Genomic DNA, 25,986 nt, shown 5'->3' with positions numbered 1-25,986 from the left:
GAGCAATGAAGCGCAGCGGGCCGGAAGCCCCGAAACCGAGCGAATGTCTCTCACCCTCCCGGTGAAGCAGCGTCGCGACGGCCGGACGATCTCGCCCGCCCTGCTCGAACAGGAACGACATGATGGCCAAACGCGATGCGATCTTCCCTGCCGGCCGGCAGGCGCTGTACGAAATGCACAATTATTCGGCGGCGATCCGCTCAGGCGACTTGCTGTTCGTCTCCGGCCAGGTCGGCAGTCGCGCTGACGGGTCGCCCGAGCCGGTGTTCGAAAAGCAAGTCCAGCTTGCCTTCGACAATCTCACGGCCGTGCTGGAAGCCGCCGGTTGCACGTTCGACGATGTGGTCGATGTGACCACCTTCCACACCGACCCCGCCGCGCAACTGGAAACCGTCCTCGCCGCGCGATTGAAAGCGATCGGCGATCCGCCTTACCCCAACTGGACCGCGGTGGGCGTGACCTGGCTGGCCGGCTTCGATTTCGAAATCAAGGTCATCGCGCGCCTACCCCAGGCCGGCTGACCCCGGTTTGTGTTCACGGCTGTCCGCCGACCATATCCGGCACGCGCGCGAGTTGATAATGTGCCAGGGTGAGTCGATACAGTCGCCTTGTCGCCTGCTGGGCCTCCGCTGCGCTTCTGTTGCCTTGCTCTTCGCATGCGGCACAAGATGGTCGGTCGTCTTCCGCCCTCCCGCCCGTGACCGGCACGGCCGAACCGCCGCGCGAGATCATGGGTTCGACCTCCGCGGTTCCCGGCGATCGCGTCGTCTGCCTGTACGACAAGCCGACCCGCAAGATGATTTGCCGGACATTCGATCAATGGCGAGCAATCGGTGTCCAGCGCGCGGCGAAACGCAATTGGGACAAGAGCGAGAAGCGCTGACCCGCCGACAAGCCGCGCAAAACCCTGCTGCAACGCAGCAATTCGATGACATCGCACCGCAACGGCGCTAGACTCCCGCCATGTCTCAGGAACCGCGTGAGAGTCGACGTCCAACGATCGTCATCATCGGCGCCGGCTTTGGCGGCATGGCCGCGGCCAAGGCGCTCAAGCGCTGCGACGCCGACGTCATGCTGGTCGACCGCACCAATCATCATCTGTTTCAGCCGCTGCTCTATCAGGTCGCAACCGCGGCGCTTTCGCCGGCCGATATAGCCACTGCAAGCCGCGTGTTGCTGCGCCGCCAGGCGAACGCGAAGGTGATGATGGCGGACGTCACGGGTGTCGATCCGGACCAGCGCTACGTCCAGCTCGCCGACGGCAAGAGCCTGCCTTACGACTATCTCGTGCTGGCGACAGGCGCGGCCTATAGTTTTTTCGGGCATGACGCATGGGCGCGTCACGCCCTGACGCTCAAGACACTCGAGGATGCGCTGCGCATCCGGGCTCGGCTGCTTGGCGCGTTCGAACATGCCGAGCGATCGGACGATCCCGCGGAGATCCGGCGCTTGCTCACCTTTGTCGTCGTCGGCGCGGGGCCGACCGGCGTGGAGCTGGCCGGCACGATCGCCGAGCTCGCGCGAATGACGCTCGCCCGGGATTTCCGCAGCATCGATCCACGGCTGGCGCGCATCATCCTGTGCGAGGCGGGGTCCCGCGTGCTGTCGGCCTTTCCCGAAGCGCTGTCCGCCTATAGCGCCGCCGCGCTCGAGACGCTCGGAATCGAGGTCCGGCTGGGCGAGGCGGTCAAGGATATCGACGCGACAGGATTGATGCTGGGCGAAAGCCGGATCGATACGACCAACATCCTGTGGTGTGCGGGCACCGAAGCGCGGCCGGCGGCGCAATGGCTCGGCGCGGGGGCGGCCCGCAACGGCGCCGTGACGGTATTGCCTGACTGTTCGATACCGGGGCGCCCGGAGATATTCGCGATCGGTGATGTGGCGAGTTTCGACGACGGGACTGGCCGGCCGCTGCCCGGGCTGGCGCCGGTGGCCAAGCAGCAGGGCCATTATGTCGGACGCCTGCTGAGCGACCGGATCGCGGGCAAGGGCGCACCCGGCCCGTTTCGCTACCGCGACCTGGGCACGATGGCGGTAATCGGCCGGTCACGGGCGATTGCGTTGCTCGGCGGGCTGAAGATGAAGGGCTTCATCGCCTGGCTAGCCTGGTCGCTGGTCCATCTCATGCTGCTGGTCGATTTTCGCAGCCGGTTGATGGTCTATGCCAACTGGTCCTGGGCCTGGTTCACCTATGGTCGCGGCGCGCGGTTGCTCACCGACTTGCCGGTGGCCGAGCGCAGCGAGAGTTGACGCGTCGATCTGGACCCGCTTCGCACGCAGCCTTAGGATATCGGCTTTGCCGGGTCAGGGACGTTACGGATCATGGGTGCCTGGGGTGCGATCATCATGAGCTTTTTCGGGGCGGTCTTTGCGGCAATGACGCTGGCCATCGGACTCGGCTGGTCCGGTGTCCCGCTCATGCTTCCTTTTCTGGTCTTCGCTGCAATCGCCGCCGCTGCCGCCATCGTCATCCGCCGGCCCGGCGAAGGCGTGACGCCGTCGACACAGGCCGGGCGCGTCATCATGTGGAGCACGATCGGCGAGGGTGTCGGCCTGTTCGTCGCCGCCAATCTGGTGGTCAATCTCGGACATCATGAATGGCTGCTTCCGGCGATGGCGCTCGTCGTCGGCTTGCATTTCATCCCGATGGCCGCAGCCATACCTTTCCGTCCCTTCTACGGGCTCGCCGCCGCGTTGCTGGGTGCGGCGGCGCTCGGCTTTGCGCTCACCCAGCCGATCAACGAAGAGATCGCCGGACTGACGGCGGCGTTGGCCTTGTGGACCGCGGCGCTGCTGGCAATCCGGCGCGACAGTCGGGCGAAGTCGATGACGAGCGATAGACCCGCCGCCGGCTGAACGCCCGCTGCCGGAAACCGCACACCCCGGGGCGTGACCGCTATCCCGGCCTTACTCGCTCAGCCGGATCGGATGGTTCCCGCCATCGGCCGCGATCTGCGCCGGGGTGAAGGGCAGCCGGTGCCAGCCCTTGGCCGAATAAAGCCGCGTCTGGTCGGCGAAATAGGGCGAGGCGGGATCGGTCGATTGCGAATAGCTCAGCACCGCGTCGGCGATCGGGCCCGCCGCATCGAAACCGACGATCTGCACATAGCTTGTGCCATGCTCCAGCTCGACGCCGCCCGGCGCCGGCTTGGTGATCGCCACATTGAGCACGCCGATCAATCCGTCCCCGCCATGGATCGGGATGCGTTCGGCCCCGCGCATGGCGAATTGCACATCGCCCCAGCGCGCATCGAGTGCGATCTTTTCCGTGCCGAGCTGCGCCGCGGCCGCGGCCAGCGCGGCGGTCAATTTGGCGCCGGTCTCGCCGGTGATGATCAGGTCGCGTGGCGTATGCACCGGGTCGGCAACGTCGAACTTGACCGCCCACAGGCCCGGGATCTTCTGCGCCGCCAGCCAGAAAGTCGAAAACAGATACGCCCCCTTGCTGTCGAGGTTGAACTTGCGGTCCCACCCGCCCAGCGCGGTACAGGCCGCGGCGATCCTCTCGTCCGGCTTGGCGCCGTCGCGGCACAATGTGAGCAGCGGATCCATCACCAGCTCGGCGGCCAGGCTGTGATTGGCGAAGACCATCCGCTTGGCGACATCACGGTCCAGCTGTTTCCCCGGAAAGCCGTCGGTCCCGCTCAACCGCCGCTCGATCTCGATCAAGCCGGATCGCGTGCGCAAGGTCCGCTCGGTCGCCGCCGGGCCAAGCACTGGCGACAGGATCGCATGCGGCGCCTTTGGATTGCTCAGCCAGTAGCTGTCATTGCTGTTGGCGAGATAGTCGCGCCGCGCATACACCGCCTGCTCGCTGGCCGGCAGCAGGCCGGCGACCGGCGTGCCAGGGCTGTTGTCCCAGTCGCACGCGCTGCGCGTGCCGTCGAGCAGCACGGCGCGCTGCGCCACGAACGCGGACAGCGGCGTCGCACAGTCCTTCGCCTTGGCGATCGAGACATTGGGCGCCGCGGTCACATCGGCGTGCAGGATGTCGCCATTGCGGTCGGCGACGATGGTGTTGACCCAGGGGATGCCCAATGTCCGTTCGACCGCCGCCCGCACGTCGCCCGCATTGCGCGCCTGGCCGATCGCCACCCAGGTGCCGAGCGCGCGCTGATTGCCCTTGTTCGCGTCGCGGAATGAAAAACCCTGGGTCTTGGACCAGGTCAATCCGACCGCCGGCATCGCCAGCATCGGCCCGAACCGCGTGGTGTAGAGCGTGCGCTCGACCGGCGCCGCGCCGTCCGGCATCGGCACGCTGACGGTCTTGCGGCCCATCTTCTCGCTCTTGCCGTCGATCAGATAAGCGGTCGGATCGGCTGGATCGATCTTCATCTGGAATATGGTGAAATGCTGCGCGGCGGTGACGGTATGCGTCCAGGCGATGTCGTGATTGAACCCCAGGGTCGGCAGCGGCGAGCCCGCCAACCCCGCGCCCATCACATCGATCTTGCCCGGGATCGTGACATGCATTTCCCAGAAACGACCCGGCCCGTTCCAGGGAAAATGCGGGTTGCCGACCAGCAACCCGCGCCCGTCGCGCGTCACATCGCCACCGAATGCCCAGCCATTGCTGCCGATCGCCGTCCGCTGCGGATCGGGGAAACCAGCCGGCGTGGCCATGGCGTGTGGCGCACCCGGCGGTGCCGCCCCGACGATTGCCGGCGCCAGTGCGAACGCGCTCGCCAGCGACATCACCGCTTCGTTGAGGCGCAGTGAATCATCAAGCGTGATCGGCCGCACCCAGGGTTTGCCGCGACACCCCGCCGGCACCCGCGTCGGACCAAGGTCACGCAGCAACCGGTTATAGCCGGCGATATACCCGGCAATCAGCTGCGTCGCCTCCGGCCCCTGGGCATGCATGCCGCGCCGCAATGCCGGCAAATCGATCACCGAGCGGAAGAAGATGTCGGAGGAGAGATTGTCGATCCGCCCCGCGCCCATCGCGGTGGTTTCTTTCGGACCGAAATAAAGCGACCGCTGCCCCGCCACGGTCGCGAATTGTTCGGCGATCATGCACAGATTGTCCTGCGCATAGGCATAGCCCACGCCATAACCGATGCCGCTCCAATTGGCGGCCCGGACATGCGGGATGCCATAAGCCGTCCGCACGACCGTCGCCGCGAAACGCGGCGCGCGCGCCTCCGCCATCCCGCCGCACGCCAGACCCGCGACACTTGCCACCAGCACCCATTTGCGCATCGTTCAGCCTCCCCCATTGCCGCGCAAAGGACATCGTTGGTCGCGGTGCGTCGTCGTTATTTATTTAGGTAGCAATAGCTATCATAATCCCGATTGAGTGGCAATCGCCTTCATCATTCGGTGTGCAAATCACGCTGGCAGGCTGATACAGCCGAACGCGTGATGACCGTCGATTGCAGACATCGTTTGATAGCCTAAGCTGCCCCTGAGACCTTCCAGCGAGGCACCAATGACTTCCAATCTCGCCGGGATCGGCGCCGCCCTGATCGCCTTCGCCTCGTTGACGCCACCGGCGCTGGCAGACTCCGTACCGGCACAGGACTGTTATGACGCGGCCGTCCACGCCCGTGTCGTCCAGCAGATACCGAGCGAATTTCCCGACTGTGATGACTGCGCCATCATGTCCTGGCCATGGTTTCTCGATTTGAAGGTCAAGCGCGTGCTTGAAGGACAAGCACGGAAGGGCACGATCAGTGTCTTGTCCGTTCAGCACACATATTTGATATCCCGCTTCAGGACCTGGTGGCTTCGACGCAATACCGCTGGAAGCTTCAATGTACTGCGGCTTACCTCTGATCAAATGCCAAAGCTTTGCCCGGCGGACGCCGCGCCGGTCGCGCCCTATATTGGTCGTGGCGACGGAAAAACCCTGGATGATCTACGCCGGACGAGTGAGCAACATTATGGACGGCACCCCGACTGATCGGCGCTTTTGCAGCCCTTGCGACGCCGGAAAATCATCTAAACCTTGTCGAAGAACAACACGCCCCCGCCGCCCGACACCGTCAACTTCCGCACCGAACCATCAGCGCCGCGATCGAATGTGAGCAACAGGGTTCCGGCCGGAATATAGCTGTCGGGCATGACGAAGGCGTTGCTGCTGACCGGCGCCAGGAGTCGTCGCCTTTCCCCGGCCACCAGTTCCAGGCCACCGCCCGAGCGAGCCACCTCCAGATGCCCGGCGCTGAACCCAGTATCAAGAAAGCCGGCACTGTCGGGGCTTTGATGATCGCGCCGCTGATACGTGCCGATATAGCCGTCCATCAGCGTGCCGATGGCGATCTGGCCGGTCTTCACGGACCAGTCGCCCGGCCATGCCCGGGCATCCGATACGGCATTGCGGATCTCATCCCCCAGCAGATCGCCGCCAGCGCCATTGGTCGCGATGATCAGGCCATCGCCGGTGGCGAGATTGCCTTCGATATAGGCCTTGTAGCTGTCATTCGCCCCGGCATGGTGGAATATCCGCGCGGCCCCAACGCCGGCGAGACGCGGCCCAAGGCCGTAAAAGCCCGGCGACACCGGCGTCATCATGTCGATGGCCAGTTCCTGCGGCAGGAAGCCGCCCGGTTTCCGGCAGCTCGCACCGAGCGCCAGGACGAGCCGTGCGAGATCCGCCGCGGAGGTCCAGAGGCCCGACGGCGCGAGTTCGGGAAAGCTTTGCCATCCACGCGGCAGCGCCACCGGATTACCCTTCCCGTCATGAGCGTGCGCGATATCGGCAATGGTCGTGGTCGGGGCCGAATCGAACCGACTTCGCGTCATGCCGAGCGGCGCGAACACATGCCGCTGCGCCATCGCGGCGAACGGTTCCCCGGTCGTGTCCTCGATGACAGCTTGCACGATCATATAGCCACCGCCCGAATAGCGTGATCGCGTTCCCGCCGGATCGATCCGGGCGAGTGGCTTGTTCAACGCCGGCGCTGTCCCTGCAAGCGTCTGGACCAGCGTCGGCAGTGGCGCGCCGGGTGCAAGGTCTTCGAACCCATGCACATTGAACCCGCCAGTGTGCGAGAGCAGCATCCGCAGGGTGATGGCGCTGTCGTCACCCGTCGGCCCCGCGGGAACGCGCCATTGCTTCAACCAGCGGCCGATATCCCGGTCGAGATCGAGCAGCCCGAGCGACACGAGCCTGAGGCACAGCGCGGCGGTCGCGACCTTGCTGACCGATCCGACCGAGAACAAGGTATCCGCCCCGACCGGCCGCGATCGGCCGGCGATCCGCATGCCGAACCCCTGTGCGCTTTCCACCCGGCCTGCGCGCAGAATCGCAATGGCCACACCCGGCACACCATGATGCGTCATCCGCTCGGCAAGCGACCAGCCCTCCGCACCGGTATGGATCGTCGGCCGCAGCCTGAGCCTGGAGATGGTGGACCTTTGCGACGTGTCGGTCGCGGCAAAAGAGCTGGCGGCGAACAATGGCAGTCCGAGGCCACCGGCAAGCAGGGCGCGTCGTTCGATCAGGGGCATGGCGAATCCAACAATCAGCTGGCAGCGCCCGCCCTGTAAATCCTGCGACGTCGGCCCGGTGCCCTAGCCAACTCCCTCGACCCTTTGTGGGCCTTGAGCGCAACGAAGACTTTGTCCGGCACGGTGCGCTTCGTCAACCTTGGCTCGGGAAGCGGTCGCGTAAGAGCGCGGCAAGGGTTGAACCGAATTGGCCAGGACCAGTCATTTCCGAAAGCGGATGCCCGGAAGACGAGGCGCGCTCCGAAACGCTATTGGGCGTCCAATGCAGCGCGACAGCTGGTCACCAGCAGAGTCAATCGCAACAATCGAACGATTGCATCGGGAGTCCCGAGAGCGGCCGTCAGGCTCTCTTCCTCCGGGCGGGGAGCCTCAGCGATCGCATCGGCTATCCTCCGAAGCTGGTTAGCACCGGCAGCCGAAGGCTTGCGATACAGGGCCTCGGCATTTGCCTGTGCTTCATCACAGCTATGCGCGCCCTTGCGCATAACCCGTGCGACCAGATCGCATCGGTCGTAAAAGGCAAAAAGCGCAAACAGACCCCGCTTCATGGAATCGGTCGGGGCCTGCGTTTCAGAGAGCATTCGATCAGCGAGATATTCGAGATAGCGGGTGTGTGTCGTTCCGGGTTCATAAGCCGACAGCGCATCGAAACGGTCGTTCCACAACGCGGAATGGTCTGGAAACTGCAACAATTCCGCTTCGGCAGCTCGCATAATGCCCCAGGCGTCGGGCCTTCCGGCGGCATCCAGAACCGCTGCCGCGACAAACCGCGCGCCAATGCGACCGGGCGGGGTATAATATCGGTCATCCCATCGTTCGAGCATCAACGCCGCCAGATCGTTCGCGCACGGTCGATTCCGGCTTGAGAGCGCACCGCTCATCACAACCCTTATGCTCGCGGCCTTGACCTCTTCGTGCTGACCGATGAATGTCGCCGCCGCCGGGCAGTTGCCGGAGCGAAGCAGAATGAGCGCAAAGCGACCCTGTGCGTCTCGCTTGTCGTCCGGCCCGAGCCGACTGTCGACCGAAGCGGCAGCGGCTGTCGCACGGCCGGCCTGCACCGCGCGCGCCATCAGCCTGGCGACAGCAGCCTTGTCGATCCGCCGGGCCGGTTCTTGCCCGACGACACTGCCGCTCGCGAGCATGAGGATCAAGGAAAAGAGCAAGCCCCTACCCGCGGCGTTCAATGCCATCCCATCGTTCCCCCAATCATGCCTTGTCATGGACTAATGAATGACGAGGGTGGCGGCGGCAATGCGATATCGGCGGCGGCTCGAACAAGCGACGTTCCGAATGTGGCGATCGCCCGGCCAGCCCATCCGATTCTAATCCCCGCCTGACCGTGCCACCGCACCCGTCATGGCGCCCGCCTCCAATCCTAGATCAGCTTCCCCGCTGGGGTTGAATCGACCGGCTGCTGTTCCCGCCGCATTGCCTGCTGTTATGCGTGCTGTTCCTTGCTGTTATGCGATAACAGCATTTCGACCTCATAAAACATTGAAACAACATCGTATTTTCAACCCGAAAATCCAACATAACAGCAATGAAAAAATAAAATCCGGCGATCAGCAGAAAACAGCGCAGAAAACAGCATCGCACCCGCCCGTCCGAATCTTCAGAAATTGCCGGATATCCGCAACGGGATCGTTCACATCGGCACTGCGTTGGAGCATGATGCGCACTTATACCGGGCGCGGCCTCGCGCCCTTCAGGACGAAAGGCCGGTATCGCTCATGTCCGATCCCCAGGATTTTGAAATGACTCGCCGCGGCATCCTCACCACCGGCGTGGCCGGCGTCGCGGTCGCTTCCGCACCTGCCGCCGCGCTGGCCAAGACGGCGCCCCCGTCTCCCGCCGCGCCGCCGCCGACCATGAGCGTGACGCTCAAGGTCAACGGCAAGACCGGCGCGCTCGATCTCGACACGCGCACCACCCTGCTTGATGCGCTGCGCGAGCATTGGCAGCTGACCGGCACCAAGAAGGGCTGCGATCATGGCCAGTGCGGTGCCTGCACGGTGATCGTCGAGGGGCGGCGGATCAACAGTTGCCTGACGCTGGCGGTGATGCATGACGGCGATGAGATCACCACGATCGAAGGTCTGGGCCACCCCGGCGACCTGCACCCGATGCAGGCCGCGTTCGTCGTGCATGACGGTTTCCAGTGCGGCTATTGCACGCCGGGCCAGATCTGCTCGGCGGTGTCGGTGCTGAAGGAAATCCGCGACGGTATTCCCAGCCATGTCAGCGGCGACATCACCGCCGCGCCGCAAATGACCGCGCACGAGATGCGCGAGCGGATGAGCGGCAATATCTGCCGCTGCGGCGCCTATTCGAACATCATCGAAGCCATGCAGGAAGTCGCGGGAGCGAAAGCATGAAAACCTTCACCTATGAACGCGCCGCCACACCGGCCGAAGCGGCGGCGATGGTGCTACGCACGCCCGGCGCGAAATTCATCGCTGGCGGCACCAATTTGCTCGACCTGATGAAGCTGCAGATCGAAACCCCACAGCATCTGGTCGACGTCAACCGGCTGAAGCTCGATACGATCGAGCCGACACCGGATGGCGGGCTGCGCATCGGCGCACTGGTTCGCAATACCGATCTTGCCGCCGATATGCGCGTACGCAAGGATTATGGCGTGCTGTCACGCGCATTGCTCGCCGGGGCATCGGGCCAGTTGCGCAACAAGGCGACCACCGCCGGGAATCTGCTCCAACGCACCCGCTGCCCCTATTTCTACGACACCACCAAGCCGTGCAACAAGCGCCAGCCCGGTGCGGGCTGCGCCGCGATCGGCGGGTTCAACCGCAACCATGCGGTGCTCGGCACGAGCGACCAGTGTATCGCCACGCACCCCAGCGACATGGCGGTGGCGATGCGGCTGCTCGACGCGCAGATCGAGACGGTTCGCCCCGATGGCGTCACGCGCATCATTCCGATCGCCGACTTCCACCACTTGCCCGGATCGACCCCCGACATTGAAACCGCGCTTTTGCCCGGCGAACTGATCACCGCCGTCAGCTTGCCCAAGCCGCTTGGCGGCACCCATGCCTATCACAAGGTACGCGACCGTTCCTCCTACGCTTTCGCGCTGATCTCGGTCGCGGCGGTGATCGGGCCCGACGGCGGCGGTCGGCTCGCCTTTGGCGGCCTCGCGCACAAGCCGTGGCGGGTCGAGGCGGCCGAAGCGAGCATGCCGACGGGCGCGAAGACCACCGCCGCGCACGTGCTGGCCGGTGCGCGCACCACGCCGCAAAACGCGTTCAAGCTGCCGCTGGTCGAGCGGACGCTCAGCGCAGTGTTCGCCGAAGCGAGAGGCTGAGCCATGAAATTCGACCCCCCCGCCACGACCAACCCGATTGACCAGCTCAAAGTCATCGGTCGGCCCCATGATCGTATCGACGGTCCGCTGAAGACCAGCGGCCGCGCGCCCTATGCCTATGAACGCCACGATGTCGTGCCCAACCAGGCCTATGGCTTCATCGTCGGTGCCGCGATCGCGACCGGGCGCATCACCCGTATCGACACCGCCGAGGCGCTTGCCGCGCCCGGCGTGCTGGCGGTGGTCACGCATGAGAATGCCGGCAAGCTCGGCAAGGCTGGGGCGATCACCGCGCATCTGCTTGGCGGGCCATTGGTCGAACATTACGACCAGGCGATCGCCGTGGTTGTCGCGGAAAGCTTCGAACAGGCACGCGCGGCTGCAAAGCTGGTGCGGGTCGATTATGCGCGCGGCAACGGCGCATATGATCTCGCCGAGGCGAAAGCGTCGGCGATCAAGCCCAAGGACGGTTGGGGCGGCTCCGCCGATACCGCGGTCGGTGACTTCCCGGGCGCGTTCGCCAAAGCGCCGGTCAAGCTCGACGCGACCTATACCACACCCGACCAGTGCCACAGCTCGATGGAGCCGCATGCGAGCATCGCGGCGTGGGAGGGCAACAAGCTGACTTTGTGGACCTCGAACCAGATGATCGCCTGGGCCGTGCGCGATCTCAGCGAGACGTTGCTGATCCCGAAAGAGGATATCCACGTCATGTCGCCGTTCATCGGCGGCGGCTTCGGCTCGAAACTGTGGATCAGGAGCGACGCGGTGCTCGCCGCGCTTGGCGCACGCGCGGCGGGGCGGCCGGTCAAGCTCGCCCTCGCCCGGCCGCAGATGTTCAACAACACCACCCACCGTCCGGCAACGATCCAGCGCATCCGCATCGGTGCGACCCGCAAGGGAAAGATTACCGCGATCGGCCATGAAAGCTGGTCGGGCGACTTGCCCGGCGGCGGGGCCGAGACGGCGGCCAACCAGACGCGTCTGCTTTATGCCGGTGCCAACCGCATGACCGCGACACGGCTCGCCGTGCTCAATCTGCCCGAAGGCAATGCGATGCGCGCGCCGGGCGAAGCGCCCGGGCTGATGGCGCTGGAAATCGCGATGGATGAGATGGCCGAGAAGCTCGCGCTCGATCCGGTCGAGTTCCGCATCCTCAACGATACCCAGGTCGATCCGGAAAACCCCAATATCCCCTATTCGCACCGCAATCTGATCGGTTGCCTGCGCACCGGTGCCGAGCGCTTTGGTTGGGACAAGCGCAACCCGAAGCCCGCCCAGGTCACCGATGGTCGCTGGCTGGTCGGCATGGGCATGGCGGCGGCGTTTCGCGGCAACCTGACCACCACATCGGGCGCGCGGGTCGGCATCGACAGGAAGGGCGTGGTCACCGTCGCGACCGACATGACCGATATCGGCACCGGCAGCTACACGATCATCGCCCAGACCGCGGCGGAGATGATGGGCGTGCCGATCGACAAGGTCGTCGTGCTGCTCGGCGATTCCAGTTTCCCGGTCTCGGCCGGCTCAGGCGGGCAATGGGGCGCCAACAGCTCGACCGCCGGCGTCTATGCCGCGTGCCATGCGCTGCGCAACGCGGTCGTGCGCAAGCTCGGCATGGATGCCGACACCGCGATCTTCGCCGACGGCAAGGTCAAGTCGGGCAAGCGCAGCGTGTCGCTGGCCGAGGCGGCGGGCGATGCCGGCCTGTCGGCGGAGGATTCGATCGAGTTCGGCGACCTTGCCAAGACCTATGCCCAGGCAACCTTCGGCGCGCATTTCGCGGAGGTCGGGGTCGACCGCGCGACCGGTGAAATCCGCATCCGCCGGATGAGCGGCGCGTTCGCCGCCGGGCGCATCCTCAACCCCAAATCAGCGCGCAGTCAGGTGATCGGCGCAATGACCATGGGTGCGGGGGCTGCGCTGATGGAGGAAGCCGTGGTCGATCCGCGTTTTGGCTATTTCGTCAATCACGACCTTGCCGGGTATGAGGTACCAGTCCATGCCGACATCCCGCACCAGGACGTGTTCTTCATGGATGAGGTCGACGACAAATCCTCACCGATGAAGGCCAAGGGCGTTGGCGAACTCGGCATTTGCGGCGTCGCGGCGGCGATCGCCAACGCGGCCTATAATGCCTGCGGCGTGCGGGTGCGCGACTATCCGATCACGCTCGACAAGGTGATCGGGAAATTGCCGCCTTATGTGTAAAGCTGGCTCGACCAGACCCGGATCAGCGGCCACAACTGATAGGCGCCCTCGGCTATCAACACGCCGCCCCAGCTCAGCATGAACCAGAATGCCCAGGGATTTTCCCGCCGCCCAAACGGCGCTTGCCACCACCGGCCGAGTTTGAACGGCGCCAGCAGCGCAAGACAGAAAGCGCCGGTAAGAAGGTTGAGCCAGGGGCGAATGGCATCGAGCATGGCATGAGTAAGACAGCATTGGTTGCCATGCGCAATACGTCATTCCTACGATTTTCCACTCGCCATCCGCGACCAGCCTGATTCAAGTTGCCGGCGATCCCATGACATCTAGGATGGCATCGAATTGGGCGACTTCCTCCCCCCGTTTGTGCTGAGCTTGTCGAAGCACCGTTCTTCTTCTCACACGGCAGCGAAGAAGAGCGGCCCTTCGACAAGCTCAGGGCGAACGGCAAAATTTGGTAACACGACCGCGATGATCGACACCCGTCCCCATATTACCCCGCTCGCATACACCGATGCGGTGATCGCGACGCTCGACCTCCCCGCCGACACGCTGACCATCACGCGCGGCATCGGCTCGGGTCTCGCCCGCCGGGCCGGCGACGCGCCCGGCATTTTCTGGGCGATCGGCGACCGCGGTCCCAATCTCAAGGTCGGGCCGGCGGTCAAGATCTATGGGCTCACCGCCGTCGCACGCCATGCCGATACCGAGGGCGCCAAGGTCATGCCACGCCCCGATATTGGCCCAGCTTTGTCGGAACTGCGGATCGAAGGCGACGCGATCACGCTGCTCCGTACGCTGCCCCTGCGCGGCGGCAGCGGCGCAGCGCTATCCGGCCTTCCCACGCCCGGCGGGGCGACCAGCGTCAGCGAACCGGCGATCGCGCTCGACGGCACGATCCTTACCCCCGACCCGTCTGGCGCCGATACCGAGGGCGTGGCCGCCGCAGCGGACGGCAGCTTCTGGGTCGGCGACGAATATGGCCCCTCGCTGCTGCGTGTCGCAGCCGACGGCACGGTCTTCGCACGCTGGGTGCCGAGCGGCACTGAAGCGCTGTTCGCCGGCGCCGACTATCCGGTGATCGGCGCGCTTCCCGCGATCGCCGCACGCCGCCAGATCAACCGCGGCATCGAGGCACTGGCACTGTCGGACGACGGTGCCTGGCTCTATTTCGCTTTTCAGAGCCCGCTCGCCCACCCCGACGCCGAAGCTCATCACAGGGCAAGGCACGTCCGCATCTGGAAGATGGACACGGCGACCGGCGCGATCGCCGCGCAATATCTCTATCCCTTCGATCCGCCCGAGACCTTCCGCCGTGACTGCTCGCTGGGCAAGGTGGATTGGTCCGATCTCAAGATCAGCGAACTTGTCCTGCTCGCGCCCGACCGCCTGCTGATCCTCGAACGCGGCTCCGCGACGACGAAGCTCTACGCCGTCCAGCTCGATCGAGCGCACGAAACCGCCCCCGAACAGCTCGACGACGCGACCCGCCCCACACTCGAACAGCGCAGCGCCGATGGCCTGATCGGTGACCTGGCCCTGGCCAAGACGTTGATCCTCGACACGGACGATCTGCCCGAGATCGATGCGGACCTTGAAGGGTTGATCGTCCTGTCGGCAAAGACGCTGCTGCTGGTCAACGACAACGACTTTGGTATGGAAGGCGTGCGGACACGGTTCTGGCGGGTGGAGTTGGCAGCGGATTTACCCGTCGATTCAATATCAGCCGGATCGATTTAGCTTTGGTGGCGCGATCCCCTGCCAATCGAAGGATAGAGAGACTTCAAGCTCGAAATCACCAAAAGACCGGCCATCACGAGATAGGCTGCAGGGTCGAAATGCTGATCCGCATATCCGAGCAGCCACAGGATCGCTATCACGATGCAGGCAATACCTGTCAGGCCGAAGAGGGTCTTTCGGACCTTGGCCAAGACATATTTCTCGCCGAGCCGCGTATCGAGCAACACCTGTACCAGCAGTACCGCGTCCAGCATCCAGATCATCGACGCCTCCGCAAGTACCAGGCCGATCGGATCGCCCCGGAGCCAAGTCCATTCGCGTACCAGCAGATCAACAATGGCTATCTGGAAGAGCGCAGCCGGTGCTCGCACTAAACCGACCAGGCCGCCAGATCATCCTCCTGCCCGATCAGCGCCAGACCATGCGCGATCGACGTAAGTTCGCCACCCGACGCGATCGCGTCCTCGCCGAAGCGCTGCTCGAAGATCGCCCGCACGCGGGGCGTGAGCGAAGTGCCACCGGTCAGGAACACGCGGTCGACTTGCGCCGCCGTCACCCCGGCCACCGCCAATGCGCGATCCACCGTCTGGTCGATCCGTACAATGTCCTCGGCGATCCAGGTCTCGAACTCCGCACGCGTCACATCGGCCTCGATCGTCAGGCCCGCACCGGCGAAATGGAAATGCGCCTGATCGCCGCTCGACAGCGCCCGCTTCAGCCGCCCGACCGCATCGTAGAGCGGATAGCCCAGCTCCTGCTCGATCACCGCGATCATTCGGCCGATCGCGTCGGGGTCGATCGCGGTGCGGCGCAATTGCTCGAGCTCCGCCATGGTCTTGCGGTTGCGCATCAGCGCCAGCCGCGACCAGTCGGCGAAATCGGCGAAATAGCCGCGCGGGATTTCCAACTGCTTGCCGAACGAACGATAGCTGCTGCCCTTGCCGAGCATCGGCAGCACCAGCCGGTCGATGATGCGGTAATCGAACCGGTCGCCGGCGATGCCGATACCGGCATGGCCCAGCGGCTCGCAGCGCCGCGCGGCGCCGGGCGCGGTAATGCGCACGACCGAGAAGTCGCTGGTGCCGCCGCCGAAATCGGCGACCAGCACCGTCGCCGGCTCGGTCAGCCGCGATGCGAAGCTGTACGCCGCGCCGACCGGTTCATAGACATAATGGATCTCCGCCCCGACCCCGGCGAACATCGCGTCATAGCGCGTCCGCGCGAGCGCCGCGTCAGGCCGGCTGCCGGCATATTCGACCGGCCGACCAACCACGACGCGTCTCGGCTCGGCGGTCATCCGCCCGCCGCTGCGTGCGCGCATCTTGTCGAGGAACAGCCGCCCGAGATCCTCGAAGCGCAGGCGCCGCTCGAAGATCGAGGCCGTTTCGAAGCTCGCACTCGCCGCAACCGATTTGAACGACTGCACGAAGCGGCTGTCCTGCGGATATTCGAGATATTCGGCGATCGCCCATGGGCCCGCCTCAGATGCGATCCCGCCGCGCACCGCATCGTCGTGCCAGAAACACAGGGCGGAACGGAACACCGCGTCCCGGCCATCGGGCGCGTCGAAATCGATCAGTTCGGGCGGCGCGCCGGCAGCGCCGAGCGCGGCAACGCTGTTGGTCGTGCCAAAATCGAGCCCGAGCACGGGGCCTTGGGTCTGCATGACACGTCTCTCTGGGTTTTTGCGCGGGACTCGGGTCCGGCGGGCCGGTGCCTTTGCGCCGGGTCGGCGCGAAGGGCAAGCCGGGAATTTCGTGCCGGCCCCGCCAAAGCGAAAATGCTAGGCGCAAACCGGCTCAACGCCGCTCGAGCTGAGCTTGTCGAAGCCCAGTCTTTCTTAACGTCCGCCGAAAGAAGAACAGGCCTTCGACAAGCTCAGCGCGAACGGAGGGGTCAGCTAACCAGCCGCCCGGTTGATATCCGCATTATCCAGCACCGATTTCTCGAACCCATGTCGCGCGACCGCGATCATCGCGCGCCCGACATTCTCGGTCGTGGTTACCGCTCCCGGCCATTGCCGCCGGATCGGTCCCGCGATCCAGCCGGTCAGGGCATAGGCCGCCCGGTACCATCCTGTCTTCGACACGATGCCGTGCAAAGGCTGGATGAACCCCGGCCGGAACATGAAATTGGCCTTGAACGGCAGCCGTGTCAGCGCTGCCTCGGTCCGACCCTTGACCCGTGCCCACATCATCCGGCTCTGCTCGCTGGTACCCGCACCGGTCACATAGACGAAGGTCGCGCCCGGATTGATCGCCGCGATCCGCTCGGCGACGACCAGGGTCAGGTCGTGCGTGATGCGGGTATAGTCCGCCTCGCTCATCCCCGCGACCGACACGCCGAGACAGAAGAAGCATGCGTCACAGTGCAGCAGGCCCTCGCGTACCGCGTCGATCGCGAACATGTCCTCCACCACCAGCTCGCGCAGCTTGTCGTGCGGCACACCAGTGATCGCGCGGCCGACCGTCATCACGTTCGCGACGCCGTCATCGAGCAGACATTCGCGCAGCACGCCGCGTCCGACCATGCCGGTCGCACCAAAGATCAGAACTTTCATGCGGGGGAGACTAGCAGCGCCTCGCCCCGCGCGGAAGCGGCGGACGGGTTATGGCGATGACACTTCGCGCTCCCTATCTCCGGCTTGCCCTCAAGGAGATCTTCCATGTCCGACAAGCCGATCAGGATTCCCGGCCCCGATCATCCCATCACCGTCACCGCCGATCCGTCACGCGTGCGCGTCATCGTCGCCGGCAAGACGATTGCCGACAGCCGCAACGCGCTGATCCTGCGCGAGGCCTCTTATCCACCGGTCCATTATATCCCGCGCGCCGATCTCGACATGGCGCGGGTCGAACGCACCGGCCATTCGAGCTATTGTCCCTACAAGGGCGACGCGTCCTATTTCAGCATCCCGGCGGGCGGCGAGCGGTCCGTCAATGCGATCTGGACCTATGAAACGCCTTATGATGCGGTTGCGCAGATCAAGGATCACGTCGCTTTCTATCCAGATCGGGTCGACCAGATCATCATTGAGCCCTGAGCCATGTCGCGGCGGCCCCAACCAATCCGGCATCGCCCGGCCATCGCCTTCGGGCTATGGCTGCCGGATGTCCCCGCCAATCCTCTACAGCTTCCGCCGCTGTCCCTATGCCATGCGCGCGCGCATGGCGATGCTGGTCAGCGACATGCCCTTCGACCTGAGGGAGGTGAGCCTGCGCGACAAGCCGCCGGCGATGCTCGCCGCCTCACCCAAGGGCACGGTGCCGGTGCTGGTGTTGCCCGACGGCACGGTGATCGACGAAAGCCTCGACATCATGCGCCATGCCCTGGGGCACAGCGATCCCGAACAATGGCTCGACGGCGATGACGCCGTGCTGATCGCCGCCAATGACGGTCCGTTCAAGCATCATCTCGACCGCTATAAATATCCCGACCGCCATCATGGCGACCCGATCGAACACCGTACGGCAGCGCTCTCGATGCTCGCCGAACTCGAAGTGCGGCTCACCACCGCCGCCAATCTCTGTGGCGATCATCGGACGCTGACCGACATGGCACTCATGCCATTCGTGCGCCAGTTCGCCAGCGTCGATCGCGGGTGGTTCGACAGGCAAGCCGTTCCAGGCTTGCGGCGCTGGCTTGATGCGCATCTCGCATCACCGCTGTTCGTACGGGCGATGGAATTGGGCAAAGCACAGTTGATGCCGGAATGGCGCGGATCAGACAGTCGCGACGAGAAACTCTTCCGAACTTGACGGGCAAAGACCATCGATCCTGCCGGTGAAATAGCGCTCGCCAAGCATCGCCGCCGACACATGCCGCACATCGTGGAAGCCGGCGTCATGCGCCAGCGCCAGCATGCCCCCCGGCGTGAAGAAACTGATGAAGGGCGTACCCCTGGCACGCGCGCCCTGCTCCGCCACGGCAAAACCCTCGCGGATTTCCGGATCGATGAGGTCAGGCGGCAGCAGGAACGTCATGGCAATTGTCGAGCCCGGCGCCAGCGCGGCGACCTGGCGCAACGTGGCGGCAATCGCGTCGCGGGTGAGATACAAGGAGACGCCAGCGCAGGACACGACCGCCGGCCGGCTGGCGTCGAAGCCCACCGCCGCCAGCGATTGCCACAAATCGTCCCCTGCCTCGAAATCGACCGGCACGAGCCGCAGCCAATCCGGCACCCCGAAACCGAGTTCAATCAGGCGGCGCCGCTTCCACGCCTGAGTGCCGGGCTGGTCGACCTCGAAGACTCGCAGGACGGCGGCGAATTCCGGCCGTCGCTGCACGAAGCTGTCAAGACCCGCGCCGAGATTGATATATTGGCCGACACCCTGGACAACCTGTTCGGCGATGAGATCCTCAATGAACCGCGCGCGCGCCAGGATCGAGGTGCGAAAGGCCCTTGTTGCTTCGGGATCCATGTCCGGACGGCGGCGCCAGTCCGCGCCGGGCGCCACCAGCCGCAGACCGATCTCGTCCTCCACCACATGAGGCAGTGCATCGATCTGGACATGCAGCGCGCGCCACAAGGCCGTCCGCACTGCCGTATCGTCCGGCACCCGGGTCTGTTCTTCACGCATCAACTTACCTCCGCCCGACAGGCTTCAATTCCCAGCCGGCGCTTGCAGCCTCCAGATGCGACCATCGGGATCGCGCACGGTCATTTCCCGCGTTCCCCAATGCGTGTCTTCGAACGGTGTGACGACATCGACAATGCCTGCCGGCTGGAACGCGTCGGCATCGGCCACCGTCAGCACCATATGCGCCTCCGGAACCTGGCTTTCAGGGATTTCCGCGATGAAAAGATAGGGGCCGGTACCGTTGCGCAACTGGCCCGAATGATGATCGGTCTCGAATTCGAGCTCGAAGCCGAGCGCCTGGAAAAATTTGGCCGATTTTCCCCAGTTATGGGTGGTCAGATACACGGCCTCGATACCCTTGGTCATCATGTCAGAGATCCTTTTCAGATGATCCTCGTCCCTGCCCATGCGCACCGAGATAGGCGCGCAACGCTTCAGCGACCAACGCCGAGAGAGACTGTTCCGATTCAATGGCATGATGCTTGACCTGCCTGATCAGCCCGATCGGGAGGTACACGTTGAACTGTTTCACATCGTCATCGGCCATGATTGCTAATATGCTAGCATTATAGCACGAGTCAATAGCTCAAGGATTGTGGAGCGCTTTTGACGCAATACCTTTGGGGCCGGCGAAATCGTCATCGTCGACCAGCGTCAGTGGAGTCGCTGCCGCGACCCACGGAATCACCCTAAGAATCCCCGGCTGCGGCCTTGAATCTTGCCATCGCCGCGCGCAACGCCTCGGTTGCCGCACGCAGTTCGGCGATGCCGGCGGCGTGCTCGGCCTCCAGCGCCGCGAGGTCGCCGCCGCAAAAGTCACACAGTTCGTTTTCGATCCGGACGAAGCGACGGCAGCCGCGACACAGGCGCAGCGGGACCGGGATTCGTCCCGGCTCAGGCATTGGCGAGCGCCTCGGTATCGACGGCCTCGACGATGATCTCGAACTCGCCATGGTCGAAGGATCGCCCTTCGGCATCCTTCACCTTGACCAGCCGTTCACGCAGGCCCTGCCTCTCGAAATCAAGTGCGCGGTGGTGGCACATCGGATTATTGCCTGCTCGCCCCATCAGCGCATGCGCAGTCCAGGTGCAGCCGGCGAGGCACGTCTCTGCATAATAGCACGTGCGGCAATAGCCCCATAGATCGTCAACGGTGCGGCGGCGGTTGAACGCCATCGGTTCGGCATTTTCCCAGATGTCGCGCAGCCGCCGGTCGCGGATATTGCCGCCGGCATAGGGGCTGGGCAGGCCCGGGCAGGATTTGATCGTGCCATCAGCCTCGATCCCCATCACCGTATCGCCGGCGTTGCAGCCGTGGAAATGGATCTCTTCATTCATCACATTGCGCAACGCCGATTCATGCGGCCCGAAATAGCCGATATTGCTCGCCGGCTGCAGGAACAGCCCGCGCTCCCGGCCCTCTGCCGCGAGTTCGGCAAGCAATGGCAGCACGTCCAACATTTGCCAGGGCTGAAGCAACATGTCGGGATGATCGGCGGCATTGCCCATCGCCGTGGTGATGGCGAGTTGCCAGTTATGGCAGCCGGCATCGATGATGATGTCCATCAGCGCGCGCAGTTCTGGTAAGGTGCGGGCATTAATCTGCGTATTGACGCCAACCTCCAGCCCGTGCGCGCGGACATGGCGCATCGCCTCCAGCGCCATCTCGAACGATCCGATCACGCCGCGCAACCGGTCGTGCGTCGCACCGATCCCGTCGATCGAGATGCCGACGGCATTGAGACCCGCCGCCGCCGCCTGGGCGACACGCGCGTCGCTCAGATTGCGCCCGCCGGTCTGCAGGTCGCATTCCATTCCCGCCGCGCGGATCGCCGCGATGATTTGCAACCAATCCTTGCGCAGATAGGCCTCGCCGCCGATCAACCCGACGCTGCGTGCGCCAAGCTCGGCGATCTGATCGACCAGATCGAGCGCCTCGGCGGTGGTCAGTTCATCGCGCCGCCGCCGCCCGGCGCGCGAGCCGCAATGCTGGCACGCCAGGTCGCAGGCGAGCGTAATCTCCCAGACCACGCTCACCGGAATGCGTTTCAGGACATCGTCCAGGCCGGAATAACGAACGGGCAGCGACAGATCGGCCCGTTCGGCGGTCACGGCTGCGCTTTGCGCAAGGCCCCTTCGGCGGCCTTGATGATGCCGTCCAAGTCGCCATATTCCTTTTTGAGATCCTTGACCCCGGCGACCAGCGCCTTGAGCTCCGCAACATCGGCGCGCTGCAGGATGTCGAAGACGACCGGACGGTAATAGACCCGGCCCGGGTCGAGAAGATCGCGGAGTCTGTGCAGTGTCAGCGCTTCACGCTGAAGCTTCGGGATCGCCATTGCTAACCTCCCAGTTAAAGCGACATCGAGTCGCGGCGGCATTTTACGCCTGTTTCGCCGAACCGGAGTCGCAGACGGCACCGTTTCGGAGGATTCTTGCGCGGCGAATGCTGCGCAGCATGATCGCCGAGCAATGCACTGGCGACCGCGCCTTTGCGTTGTACGGCAGCGCCATTGACGGTGCCTCACCAGGGGTGGACAAGCCATTCGCATGACCCGACGCGACATGATCAAGGCCGGACTGATCACGCTTGGCGCGGGCGCGACCGGTTGCGGACGCGCCGGGTCGGCCACGCCGCTGCATTATGAAATGCCGCTGGAAAGCGCGCCGCATCGGCGCACACTGATGCAATGGCCGGTCAGTATCGGCGTTTATGGCGCACGCGACCTGGCCGCGGTGCAATCGACAATCATCGCCATCGCCAATGCGATCAGCGCGCATGAGCCGGTCGTCTTGCTCGCGGCGTACGATGCGCCGGGGTTGGACCGGTCGCGCTTCAGCAGACAGGTCGAATTCTGGGATATCGCCACCGACGATCTCTGGTGTCGCGACAGCGGTCCGACCTTTGTACGCGGTACCGATGGCGGGCTCGCGGTCGCGCATCTCCGCTTCAATGGCTGGGGCAACAAGCAACGCCATGCCAATGACGGGCTGATCGCGCCGAAGGTCGCGGCACGCCTTGGCCTCAAGCTGATCGATAGCGGGCTGGTCGGCGAACAGGGTGGAGTCGAGCATGACGGCGCTGGCACGATGCTCGCCCATGTCAGTTGCTGGGTGAACCGCAATCGCAATCCGGGGCAGAGCGCCGATCAGATCGCGGCCAGGCTAGGTACCGCACTCGGCGCGCGCAAGATGATCTGGGCACCAGGGGTCAAGGGCGCCGACATCACCGATTATCATATCGACTCGCTCGCCCGGTTCGTCGGACCGGGTCGGGTATTGATCCAGCTCGATGACGAGATCGATCGTGACGACCCCTGGTCGGTCGCAGCGCATGAAACGCTGACCGTGCTCGAACGGGCGACCGACGCCGGCGGGCACAAGCTGGAGATCGTGCGCTTGCCCGAACCCGTGGACATTCGCGCAAGGGCGGACGATTTCGTATCGAGTTACATCAACTATTATGTTTGCAACGGCGCAGTCATCATGCCGCAATTCGGCGACGCCCGCGCCGATGCCGGAGCGCGCGACACCCTGGCGGCGCTTTATCCCGGACGCGAGATCGTCCAGCTCGACATCGACCCGCTCGGCGCATCCGGCGGCGGCATCCATTGCGCGACGCAGCAGCAGCCGCTCTAGGTCTTTCGGGTTGGACGGTGCCAGCCCGCTCTCCCTCGGGGCCGGTTTCGCGCCACGGCCGCCAGCCAATCCGGCGGCCGTGGCGGTACGATCAATAGTTCAGGCTGAAGCTGATCAGGCTTCCCATCCAGGCGAACCAGACAATGCCGATCAGCGCCGCCGCGATGAGGATGCTGCCCAGTTTCGCCCAGATGCCGCGATCCGACCGGAGCATGAGCCACATGTTCCACACCCCGATGCCGGCGCCGAGCAGCGGCACGATCGCCGCGACCTGGAGCATGCGGATCCAGCCGTCCATCCCGTCATTGAAGACATCCAGCCGGTTCTGCAGGATCGGTTGCAGCATGGTGTACCAGCCGAAGAGATAGACGAGGTCAGCGACCGCGGCGACCCGAACCAGGGTCCGCACGCGCGAGCCACGGCCCGACAGTGCTGAGGGCGGGGTTGAGGACCCGGTCGATGGCTGGCCCAAAGGCTGAGCCGCAGGCTGGCGATAAACACGGCGCAACCATGCACCAATCGGCCAGGCGAGCGCCGTGACGAGCAGGACCAGCAGCGACAAGCCGGCGACCAGCGAGTTGAGCAGGGAATTGCGCCCCAGCGGCACGGCCTGCAGCACCATGATCGGGTTGGTGCTGTCGATGATTGCGCGGCGACCACCCACTTCAGTCACGCGCAGCCGGTGCGTGCCGCCAACCTCTCGCCAGAGTTGCGGGCCAACTTCCCTGAACCTTTTGTCCTCGACCGACGCCAGGCTGATGGTGCCGTCGTCATTCGCGGCAATCTGGTCCTGTTGCAGCAGATAGAAGAGTCCGAGAAAGCCGGATTCGATGCGCCGCGAGCTTTCGTAACGCCCGGCAATCGCCCGCGCATCGGCAGCGGCCGATGCGATCGCGGGCGGATCCTTGATTTCGGCGGCCGGGTAATAACGGTCCATGAACAAGTCGAACAACCGTTCGCGCGCGCCATAAACCGCACCATTCTCTCCGCGGCTATTGAAGTTGACGAAGATGCCGACACCTTCTTGCGGCAGCAGGTTCATATCGGTGTGGAAAACGACCGTGTCGCCGCCATGTCCGATGACCAGCCGGCCATTGCGTTCGCCATGAAAGAAGCCATGCGCCAGCGTGTCGAACCCGGCGGGCGCGGCCAGTGTCGGCATATGCATCAACCGGGCGGTTTCCGGCCGCAGGATCTGCGCGTCTCCGAAACGGCCGTCCTGCAGATGCGCGATCATGAAATTGGCCATGTCAGCGCCGGTCGCGCTGACGCTGCCCGCCGGATTGATGGTGACCAGTTCGAACGGGCGCGGCGGCGCGTTGCTTTGCATATAGCCTTTGGACATGTCGGGCACGAACCGCGCCTGCAGCGGCTGGCGCAGCGTCGTGCGCTGCATTCGTAACGGCGTCAGGATATGGCGCTCGACATACTGCTCGAACGGCTCCTTTGCGATGCGCTCGACGATATAGCCGGCCAGTGCTGTGCCATAGTTGGAGTAGGCCGGCGCTTCCCCGGCGGGAAAAAGCTGCGGGCGGAGATTTTGCTTGAGATAGGCTTCGTTGGTTTTCAGGCGCGCGGGATCGCTCTCCAGCACGTCCTTCAACCCCTCTTCGAAACCGGCGCGATGAGTCATCAGGTCGTTCATGGTGATCGCGCGGCCCGATTTCGGCGTGATCCTGAAATCGAGATAGCGGTTCACATCGGCGTTCAGATCAAGCTTGCCCTGCTCGACCAATTGCATGACCGCGGTCCAGGTGAAGAGCTTCGAGGTGGAGCCGATGCGCACCAGCGTCCGGTCGGGATCCATCGGCTTCTTCGTCGCGACATCGGCCAGGCCATAACCCTTCTTGATCAGGACCTGGCCGTCCTTGACCACCACGACTTCGGCGCCGGCTATCTTGCCCTGTTTCAGCGTGGCGGGGAAATAGCCGTCGAGCCACGCGCCGAGATCGGCGGCGTCGAGTTGCGGCCGCGGCGACGGTTGCTCGGCCAGTGCGCCGGGCGCCGTTTGCGCCCTGTTCGAAGGTGTCCCGCGCTGCTGCGAGATCGCCGGCAACGTCGCGATGGCGCCGATCAGCATGGCGGCAAGTGCAAGCCCTTTTTTCATTAAACCCTCCCCCAGGTGTTATATGTAAGTAATACTCCTAATCAGGACCATATATCAATACAATTCTCATATTGGGATCATCTCGGCGGCTAGCAGCAACCAGCGCAGTGGTTTGTCGCTTGATGGTGAGGGTGCGGATGCCTTAACCTTGGCACTCCCCTCAGGGCGACCTGCCTCAGGATGACCATGAACCCCGACTTGCTGGTATCGCGCCATGTCGAACGCTGGACCGCTTCTCCTTTCGGCGCGGCGGACGGCCTGCCATGGGACGTCACGCGCGGCGCGGAGGCGCTTATCCAATCGACCATTTCCCGCCTCGGCTCAGACTACAGCATCCAGTTGGACATCGCCGTGCATGCATCGGCGACGATCGAGCCGGGCGTAGTGCTGAAGGGTCCAGCGATCATCGGGCCGCGCTGTTTCGTTGCGACGGGGGCGTATCTGCGTGGCGGCGTCTATCTCGATGAAAACTGCATCATCGGGCCGGGATCGGAGCTCAAAACCAGCTTCATGTTCAAAGGATCGAAGATCGCGCATCTCAATTTCGTGGGAGATTCGATCCTCGGCGCGGGGGTGAATGTCGAGGCGGGCGCGATCATCGCCAATTACCGCAACGAGCATGACGACAAGCATATCCGCATCCGCTTCCGTGATATGATCGTCGAAACCGGGGCCACCAAGTTCGGCGCGCTGGTCGGTGACGGCACGCGCATCGGCGCCAACGCTGTGATCGCGCCCGGCGCGATCCTGCCACCGGACTCGCGGATCGGACGACTACAACTGGTCGACCAGTCACCACCCGTCGCATGAGTGGCCGCGACGCCGGACCGGCTGCAACCGGCACCGTCAACAACAACGATAGCCTGAATGGGACGGGAGACATACAGCGTGCGCGAGCATCATGCCAAAGCCTGGGGCGTCAGCAGCCG

27 protein-coding genes are annotated in these 25,986 nt (G+C 64.4%); 13 read left to right on the top strand and 14 right to left on the bottom strand.

Features of this window, described 5'->3' with window-relative positions:
• Nucleotides 1-122: 122 nt before the first annotated feature.
• The 4 genes from OO12_RS12700 (at nt 123) to OO12_RS12685 (ending at nt 2,859) form a co-directional block, all read left to right on the top strand.
• A complete protein-coding gene (locus tag OO12_RS12700; RefSeq protein WP_034159033.1) occupies nt 123-521 on the top strand; it encodes a RidA family protein in 399 nt (132 codons plus the stop codon).
• Between the two features lie 176 nt (nt 522-697).
• Nucleotides 698-883, top strand: coding sequence for a hypothetical protein (locus OO12_RS28565; RefSeq protein ID WP_034159032.1), 186 nt, complete (start codon nt 698-700; stop codon nt 881-883).
• Between the two features lie 80 nt (nt 884-963).
• Complete coding sequence (locus OO12_RS12690) at nt 964-2,253, top strand: NAD(P)/FAD-dependent oxidoreductase (protein ID WP_052215821.1); 1,290 nt, start codon at nt 964-966, stop codon at nt 2,251-2,253.
• Between the two features lie 96 nt (nt 2,254-2,349).
• Complete coding sequence (locus tag OO12_RS12685) at nt 2,350-2,859, top strand: hypothetical protein (RefSeq protein WP_235364773.1); 510 nt, start codon at nt 2,350-2,352, stop codon at nt 2,857-2,859.
• A gap of 51 nt (nt 2,860-2,910) precedes the next feature.
• Here the strand turns inward: OO12_RS12685 and OO12_RS12680 are convergent, their stop codons facing one another.
• Nucleotides 2,911-5,205: a penicillin acylase family protein gene (locus tag OO12_RS12680; RefSeq protein ID WP_034159030.1), complete on the bottom strand. Its 2,295-nt coding sequence runs from the start codon at nt 5,203-5,205 to the stop codon at nt 2,911-2,913.
• Between the two features lie 229 nt (nt 5,206-5,434).
• On the opposite strand from OO12_RS12680, the gene OO12_RS12675 reads away from it, so the two are divergent.
• Nucleotides 5,435-5,908, top strand: coding sequence for a hypothetical protein (locus OO12_RS12675; protein ID WP_034159029.1), 474 nt, complete (start codon nt 5,435-5,437; stop codon nt 5,906-5,908).
• Nucleotides 5,909-5,946: 38 nt separating this feature from the next.
• Here the strand turns inward: OO12_RS12675 and OO12_RS12670 are convergent, their stop codons facing one another.
• Together OO12_RS12670 and OO12_RS12665 are read right to left on the bottom strand one after the other, a co-directional pair.
• Nucleotides 5,947-7,458, bottom strand: a complete 1,512-nt coding sequence (locus OO12_RS12670; RefSeq protein WP_052215820.1) for a serine hydrolase domain-containing protein — start codon at nt 7,456-7,458, stop codon at nt 5,947-5,949.
• A gap of 248 nt (nt 7,459-7,706) precedes the next feature.
• Entirely contained in the window at nt 7,707-8,651 is a 945-nt protein-coding gene (locus tag OO12_RS12665) for a hypothetical protein (RefSeq protein WP_034159028.1), read from the bottom strand.
• Nucleotides 8,652-9,191: 540 nt separating this feature from the next.
• On the opposite strand from OO12_RS12665, the gene paoA reads away from it, so the two are divergent.
• From paoA to paoC, 3 genes are read left to right on the top strand one after another with little or no spacing between them, the layout of a single operon-like run.
• Nucleotides 9,192-9,836 carry an aldehyde dehydrogenase iron-sulfur subunit PaoA gene (gene paoA / locus OO12_RS12660; protein ID WP_034159027.1) on the top strand — a complete coding sequence of 215 codons (645 nt, stop codon included), beginning with the start codon at nt 9,192-9,194 and terminating at the stop codon, nt 9,834-9,836.
• Nucleotides 9,833-10,783: an FAD binding domain-containing protein gene (locus OO12_RS12655; protein ID WP_034159026.1), complete on the top strand. Its 951-nt coding sequence runs from the start codon at nt 9,833-9,835 to the stop codon at nt 10,781-10,783. Before paoA ends, OO12_RS12655 begins: the two co-directional genes overlap by 4 nt.
• Before the next feature lie 3 nt (nt 10,784-10,786).
• Nucleotides 10,787-12,994 (top strand): aldehyde oxidoreductase molybdenum-binding subunit PaoC, encoded by a 2,208-nt coding sequence (gene paoC / locus OO12_RS12650; RefSeq protein WP_034159025.1) that lies wholly within the window; start codon nt 10,787-10,789, stop codon nt 12,992-12,994.
• Here the strand turns inward: paoC and OO12_RS12645 are convergent.
• Nucleotides 12,985-13,209 (bottom strand): hypothetical protein, encoded by a 225-nt coding sequence (locus tag OO12_RS12645; protein ID WP_034159024.1) that lies wholly within the window; start codon nt 13,207-13,209, stop codon nt 12,985-12,987. The two genes, paoC and OO12_RS12645, sit on opposite strands and share 10 nt — an antisense overlap.
• A 253-nt stretch (nt 13,210-13,462) precedes the next feature.
• Between OO12_RS12645 and OO12_RS12640 the strand changes: the two genes are divergently transcribed.
• On the top strand, nt 13,463-14,731 hold the full coding sequence (locus tag OO12_RS12640; RefSeq protein WP_052215819.1) for an esterase-like activity of phytase family protein: 1,269 nt from the start codon (nt 13,463-13,465) through the stop codon (nt 14,729-14,731).
• Here the strand turns inward: OO12_RS12640 and OO12_RS12635 are convergent.
• The 3 genes from OO12_RS12635 to OO12_RS12625 all read right to left on the bottom strand — a co-directional run bounded on the left by OO12_RS12635 (nt 14,728) and on the right by OO12_RS12625 (nt 17,291).
• Complete coding sequence (locus OO12_RS12635) at nt 14,728-14,994, bottom strand: hypothetical protein (protein WP_152616401.1); 267 nt, start codon at nt 14,992-14,994, stop codon at nt 14,728-14,730. The two genes, OO12_RS12640 and OO12_RS12635, sit on opposite strands and share 4 nt — an antisense overlap.
• A gap of 107 nt (nt 14,995-15,101) precedes the next feature.
• A complete protein-coding gene (locus tag OO12_RS12630; protein WP_034159022.1) occupies nt 15,102-16,397 on the bottom strand; it encodes an Hsp70 family protein in 1,296 nt (431 codons plus the stop codon).
• Nucleotides 16,398-16,631: 234 nt separating this feature from the next.
• Nucleotides 16,632-17,291, bottom strand: a complete 660-nt coding sequence (locus tag OO12_RS12625; RefSeq protein WP_034159021.1) for an NAD-dependent epimerase/dehydratase family protein — start codon at nt 17,289-17,291, stop codon at nt 16,632-16,634.
• A gap of 105 nt (nt 17,292-17,396) precedes the next feature.
• Between OO12_RS12625 and OO12_RS12620 the strand changes: the two genes are divergently transcribed.
• Both OO12_RS12620 and OO12_RS12615 read left to right on the top strand, forming a co-directional pair.
• Nucleotides 17,397-17,774 carry a DUF427 domain-containing protein gene (locus tag OO12_RS12620; RefSeq protein WP_034159020.1) on the top strand — a complete coding sequence of 126 codons (378 nt, stop codon included), beginning with the start codon at nt 17,397-17,399 and terminating at the stop codon, nt 17,772-17,774.
• Nucleotides 17,775-17,841: 67 nt separating this feature from the next.
• Nucleotides 17,842-18,489, top strand: a complete 648-nt coding sequence (locus tag OO12_RS12615; RefSeq protein ID WP_034159019.1) for a glutathione S-transferase — start codon at nt 17,842-17,844, stop codon at nt 18,487-18,489.
• Here the strand turns inward: OO12_RS12615 and OO12_RS12610 are convergent.
• The 6 genes from OO12_RS12610 to OO12_RS12590 all read right to left on the bottom strand — a co-directional run bounded on the left by OO12_RS12610 (nt 18,454) and on the right by OO12_RS12590 (nt 21,650).
• Nucleotides 18,454-19,311, bottom strand: coding sequence for a class I SAM-dependent methyltransferase (locus tag OO12_RS12610; protein ID WP_034159018.1), 858 nt, complete (start codon nt 19,309-19,311; stop codon nt 18,454-18,456). The genes OO12_RS12615 and OO12_RS12610 overlap by 36 nt on opposite strands.
• Before the next feature lie 24 nt (nt 19,312-19,335).
• Nucleotides 19,336-19,680 carry a VOC family protein gene (locus OO12_RS12605; protein ID WP_034159017.1) on the bottom strand — a complete coding sequence of 115 codons (345 nt, stop codon included), beginning with the start codon at nt 19,678-19,680 and terminating at the stop codon, nt 19,336-19,338.
• A 1-nt stretch (nt 19,681) separates the two neighbouring features.
• The gene (locus tag OO12_RS12600) at nt 19,682-19,858 is read right to left on the bottom strand and encodes a CopG family transcriptional regulator (protein ID WP_034159016.1); all 177 of its coding nucleotides are present in this window, start codon (nt 19,856-19,858) and stop codon (nt 19,682-19,684) included.
• Between the two features lie 142 nt (nt 19,859-20,000).
• Nucleotides 20,001-20,213, bottom strand: a complete 213-nt coding sequence (locus tag OO12_RS28040; protein ID WP_152616400.1) for a hypothetical protein — start codon at nt 20,211-20,213, stop codon at nt 20,001-20,003.
• Nucleotides 20,206-21,423: a radical SAM/SPASM domain-containing protein gene (locus OO12_RS12595; protein WP_152616399.1), complete on the bottom strand. Its 1,218-nt coding sequence runs from the start codon at nt 21,421-21,423 to the stop codon at nt 20,206-20,208. Before OO12_RS12595 ends, OO12_RS28040 begins: the two co-directional genes overlap by 8 nt.
• Nucleotides 21,420-21,650, bottom strand: a complete 231-nt coding sequence (locus OO12_RS12590; protein ID WP_034159015.1) for a hypothetical protein — start codon at nt 21,648-21,650, stop codon at nt 21,420-21,422. Before OO12_RS12590 ends, OO12_RS12595 begins: the two co-directional genes overlap by 4 nt.
• A 211-nt stretch (nt 21,651-21,861) precedes the next feature.
• Between OO12_RS12590 and OO12_RS12585 the strand changes: the two genes are divergently transcribed.
• A complete protein-coding gene (locus OO12_RS12585) occupies nt 21,862-22,950 on the top strand; it encodes an agmatine deiminase family protein (protein ID WP_034159014.1) in 1,089 nt (362 codons plus the stop codon).
• 91 nt (nt 22,951-23,041) lie between these two features.
• Here OO12_RS12585 and OO12_RS12580 read toward each other — a convergent pair whose 3' ends face one another.
• On the bottom strand, nt 23,042-25,057 hold the full coding sequence (locus tag OO12_RS12580) for a serine hydrolase domain-containing protein (protein ID WP_034159013.1): 2,016 nt from the start codon (nt 25,055-25,057) through the stop codon (nt 23,042-23,044).
• A gap of 180 nt (nt 25,058-25,237) precedes the next feature.
• On the opposite strand from OO12_RS12580, the gene OO12_RS12575 reads away from it, so the two are divergent.
• On the top strand, nt 25,238-25,867 hold the full coding sequence (locus OO12_RS12575; RefSeq protein ID WP_034159012.1) for a hypothetical protein: 630 nt from the start codon (nt 25,238-25,240) through the stop codon (nt 25,865-25,867).
• Nucleotides 25,868-25,986: the final 119 nt, after the last annotated feature.

The organism is Sphingomonas sp. ERG5 (assembly GCF_000803065.1).
Taxonomy (GTDB): domain Bacteria; phylum Pseudomonadota; class Alphaproteobacteria; order Sphingomonadales; family Sphingomonadaceae; genus Sphingomonas.
Note: the sequence above shows the minus strand (reverse complement) of the source record. Positions and strands in the feature narration are given on the sequence as shown.

What these genes read in the sequence shown, in the direction of transcription:
- OO12_RS12665 (WP_034159028.1), bottom strand. Translation starts at nt 8,651, where the DNA reads ATGGCATTGAACGCCGCGGGTAGGGGCTTGCTCTTTTCCTTGATCCTC.
- OO12_RS12630 (WP_034159022.1), bottom strand. Translation starts at nt 16,397, where the DNA reads ATGCAGACCCAAGGCCCCGTGCTCGGGCTCGATTTTGGCACGACCAAC.
- OO12_RS12585 (WP_034159014.1), top strand. Translation starts at nt 21,862, where the DNA reads ATGACCCGACGCGACATGATCAAGGCCGGACTGATCACGCTTGGCGCG.
- OO12_RS12610 (WP_034159018.1), bottom strand. Translation starts at nt 19,311, where the DNA reads ATGCGTGAAGAACAGACCCGGGTGCCGGACGATACGGCAGTGCGGACG.
- OO12_RS12625 (WP_034159021.1), bottom strand. Translation starts at nt 17,291, where the DNA reads ATGAAAGTTCTGATCTTTGGTGCGACCGGCATGGTCGGACGCGGCGTG.
- OO12_RS12700 (WP_034159033.1), top strand. Translation starts at nt 123, where the DNA reads ATGGCCAAACGCGATGCGATCTTCCCTGCCGGCCGGCAGGCGCTGTAC.
- OO12_RS12575 (WP_034159012.1), top strand. Translation starts at nt 25,238, where the DNA reads ATGACCATGAACCCCGACTTGCTGGTATCGCGCCATGTCGAACGCTGG.
- paoA (WP_034159027.1), top strand. Translation starts at nt 9,192, where the DNA reads ATGTCCGATCCCCAGGATTTTGAAATGACTCGCCGCGGCATCCTCACC.
- OO12_RS12600 (WP_034159016.1), bottom strand. Translation starts at nt 19,858, where the DNA reads ATGGCCGATGACGATGTGAAACAGTTCAACGTGTACCTCCCGATCGGG.
- OO12_RS12635 (WP_152616401.1), bottom strand. Translation starts at nt 14,994, where the DNA reads ATGATCTGGATGCTGGACGCGGTACTGCTGGTACAGGTGTTGCTCGAT.
- OO12_RS12675 (WP_034159029.1), top strand. Translation starts at nt 5,435, where the DNA reads ATGACTTCCAATCTCGCCGGGATCGGCGCCGCCCTGATCGCCTTCGCC.
- OO12_RS12590 (WP_034159015.1), bottom strand. Translation starts at nt 21,650, where the DNA reads ATGGCGATCCCGAAGCTTCAGCGTGAAGCGCTGACACTGCACAGACTC.
- OO12_RS12605 (WP_034159017.1), bottom strand. Translation starts at nt 19,680, where the DNA reads ATGATGACCAAGGGTATCGAGGCCGTGTATCTGACCACCCATAACTGG.
- OO12_RS12580 (WP_034159013.1), bottom strand. Translation starts at nt 25,057, where the DNA reads ATGAAAAAAGGGCTTGCACTTGCCGCCATGCTGATCGGCGCCATCGCG.
- OO12_RS12670 (WP_052215820.1), bottom strand. Translation starts at nt 7,458, where the DNA reads ATGCCCCTGATCGAACGACGCGCCCTGCTTGCCGGTGGCCTCGGACTG.
- paoC (WP_034159025.1), top strand. Translation starts at nt 10,787, where the DNA reads ATGAAATTCGACCCCCCCGCCACGACCAACCCGATTGACCAGCTCAAA.
- OO12_RS12655 (WP_034159026.1), top strand. Translation starts at nt 9,833, where the DNA reads ATGAAAACCTTCACCTATGAACGCGCCGCCACACCGGCCGAAGCGGCG.
- OO12_RS12640 (WP_052215819.1), top strand. Translation starts at nt 13,463, where the DNA reads ATGATCGACACCCGTCCCCATATTACCCCGCTCGCATACACCGATGCG.
- OO12_RS12685 (WP_235364773.1), top strand. Translation starts at nt 2,350, where the DNA reads ATGAGCTTTTTCGGGGCGGTCTTTGCGGCAATGACGCTGGCCATCGGA.
- OO12_RS12645 (WP_034159024.1), bottom strand. Translation starts at nt 13,209, where the DNA reads ATGCTCGATGCCATTCGCCCCTGGCTCAACCTTCTTACCGGCGCTTTC.
- OO12_RS12620 (WP_034159020.1), top strand. Translation starts at nt 17,397, where the DNA reads ATGTCCGACAAGCCGATCAGGATTCCCGGCCCCGATCATCCCATCACC.
- OO12_RS12680 (WP_034159030.1), bottom strand. Translation starts at nt 5,205, where the DNA reads ATGCGCAAATGGGTGCTGGTGGCAAGTGTCGCGGGTCTGGCGTGCGGC.
- OO12_RS28040 (WP_152616400.1), bottom strand. Translation starts at nt 20,213, where the DNA reads ATGCCTGAGCCGGGACGAATCCCGGTCCCGCTGCGCCTGTGTCGCGGC.
- OO12_RS12615 (WP_034159019.1), top strand. Translation starts at nt 17,842, where the DNA reads ATGTCCCCGCCAATCCTCTACAGCTTCCGCCGCTGTCCCTATGCCATG.
- OO12_RS12690 (WP_052215821.1), top strand. Translation starts at nt 964, where the DNA reads ATGTCTCAGGAACCGCGTGAGAGTCGACGTCCAACGATCGTCATCATC.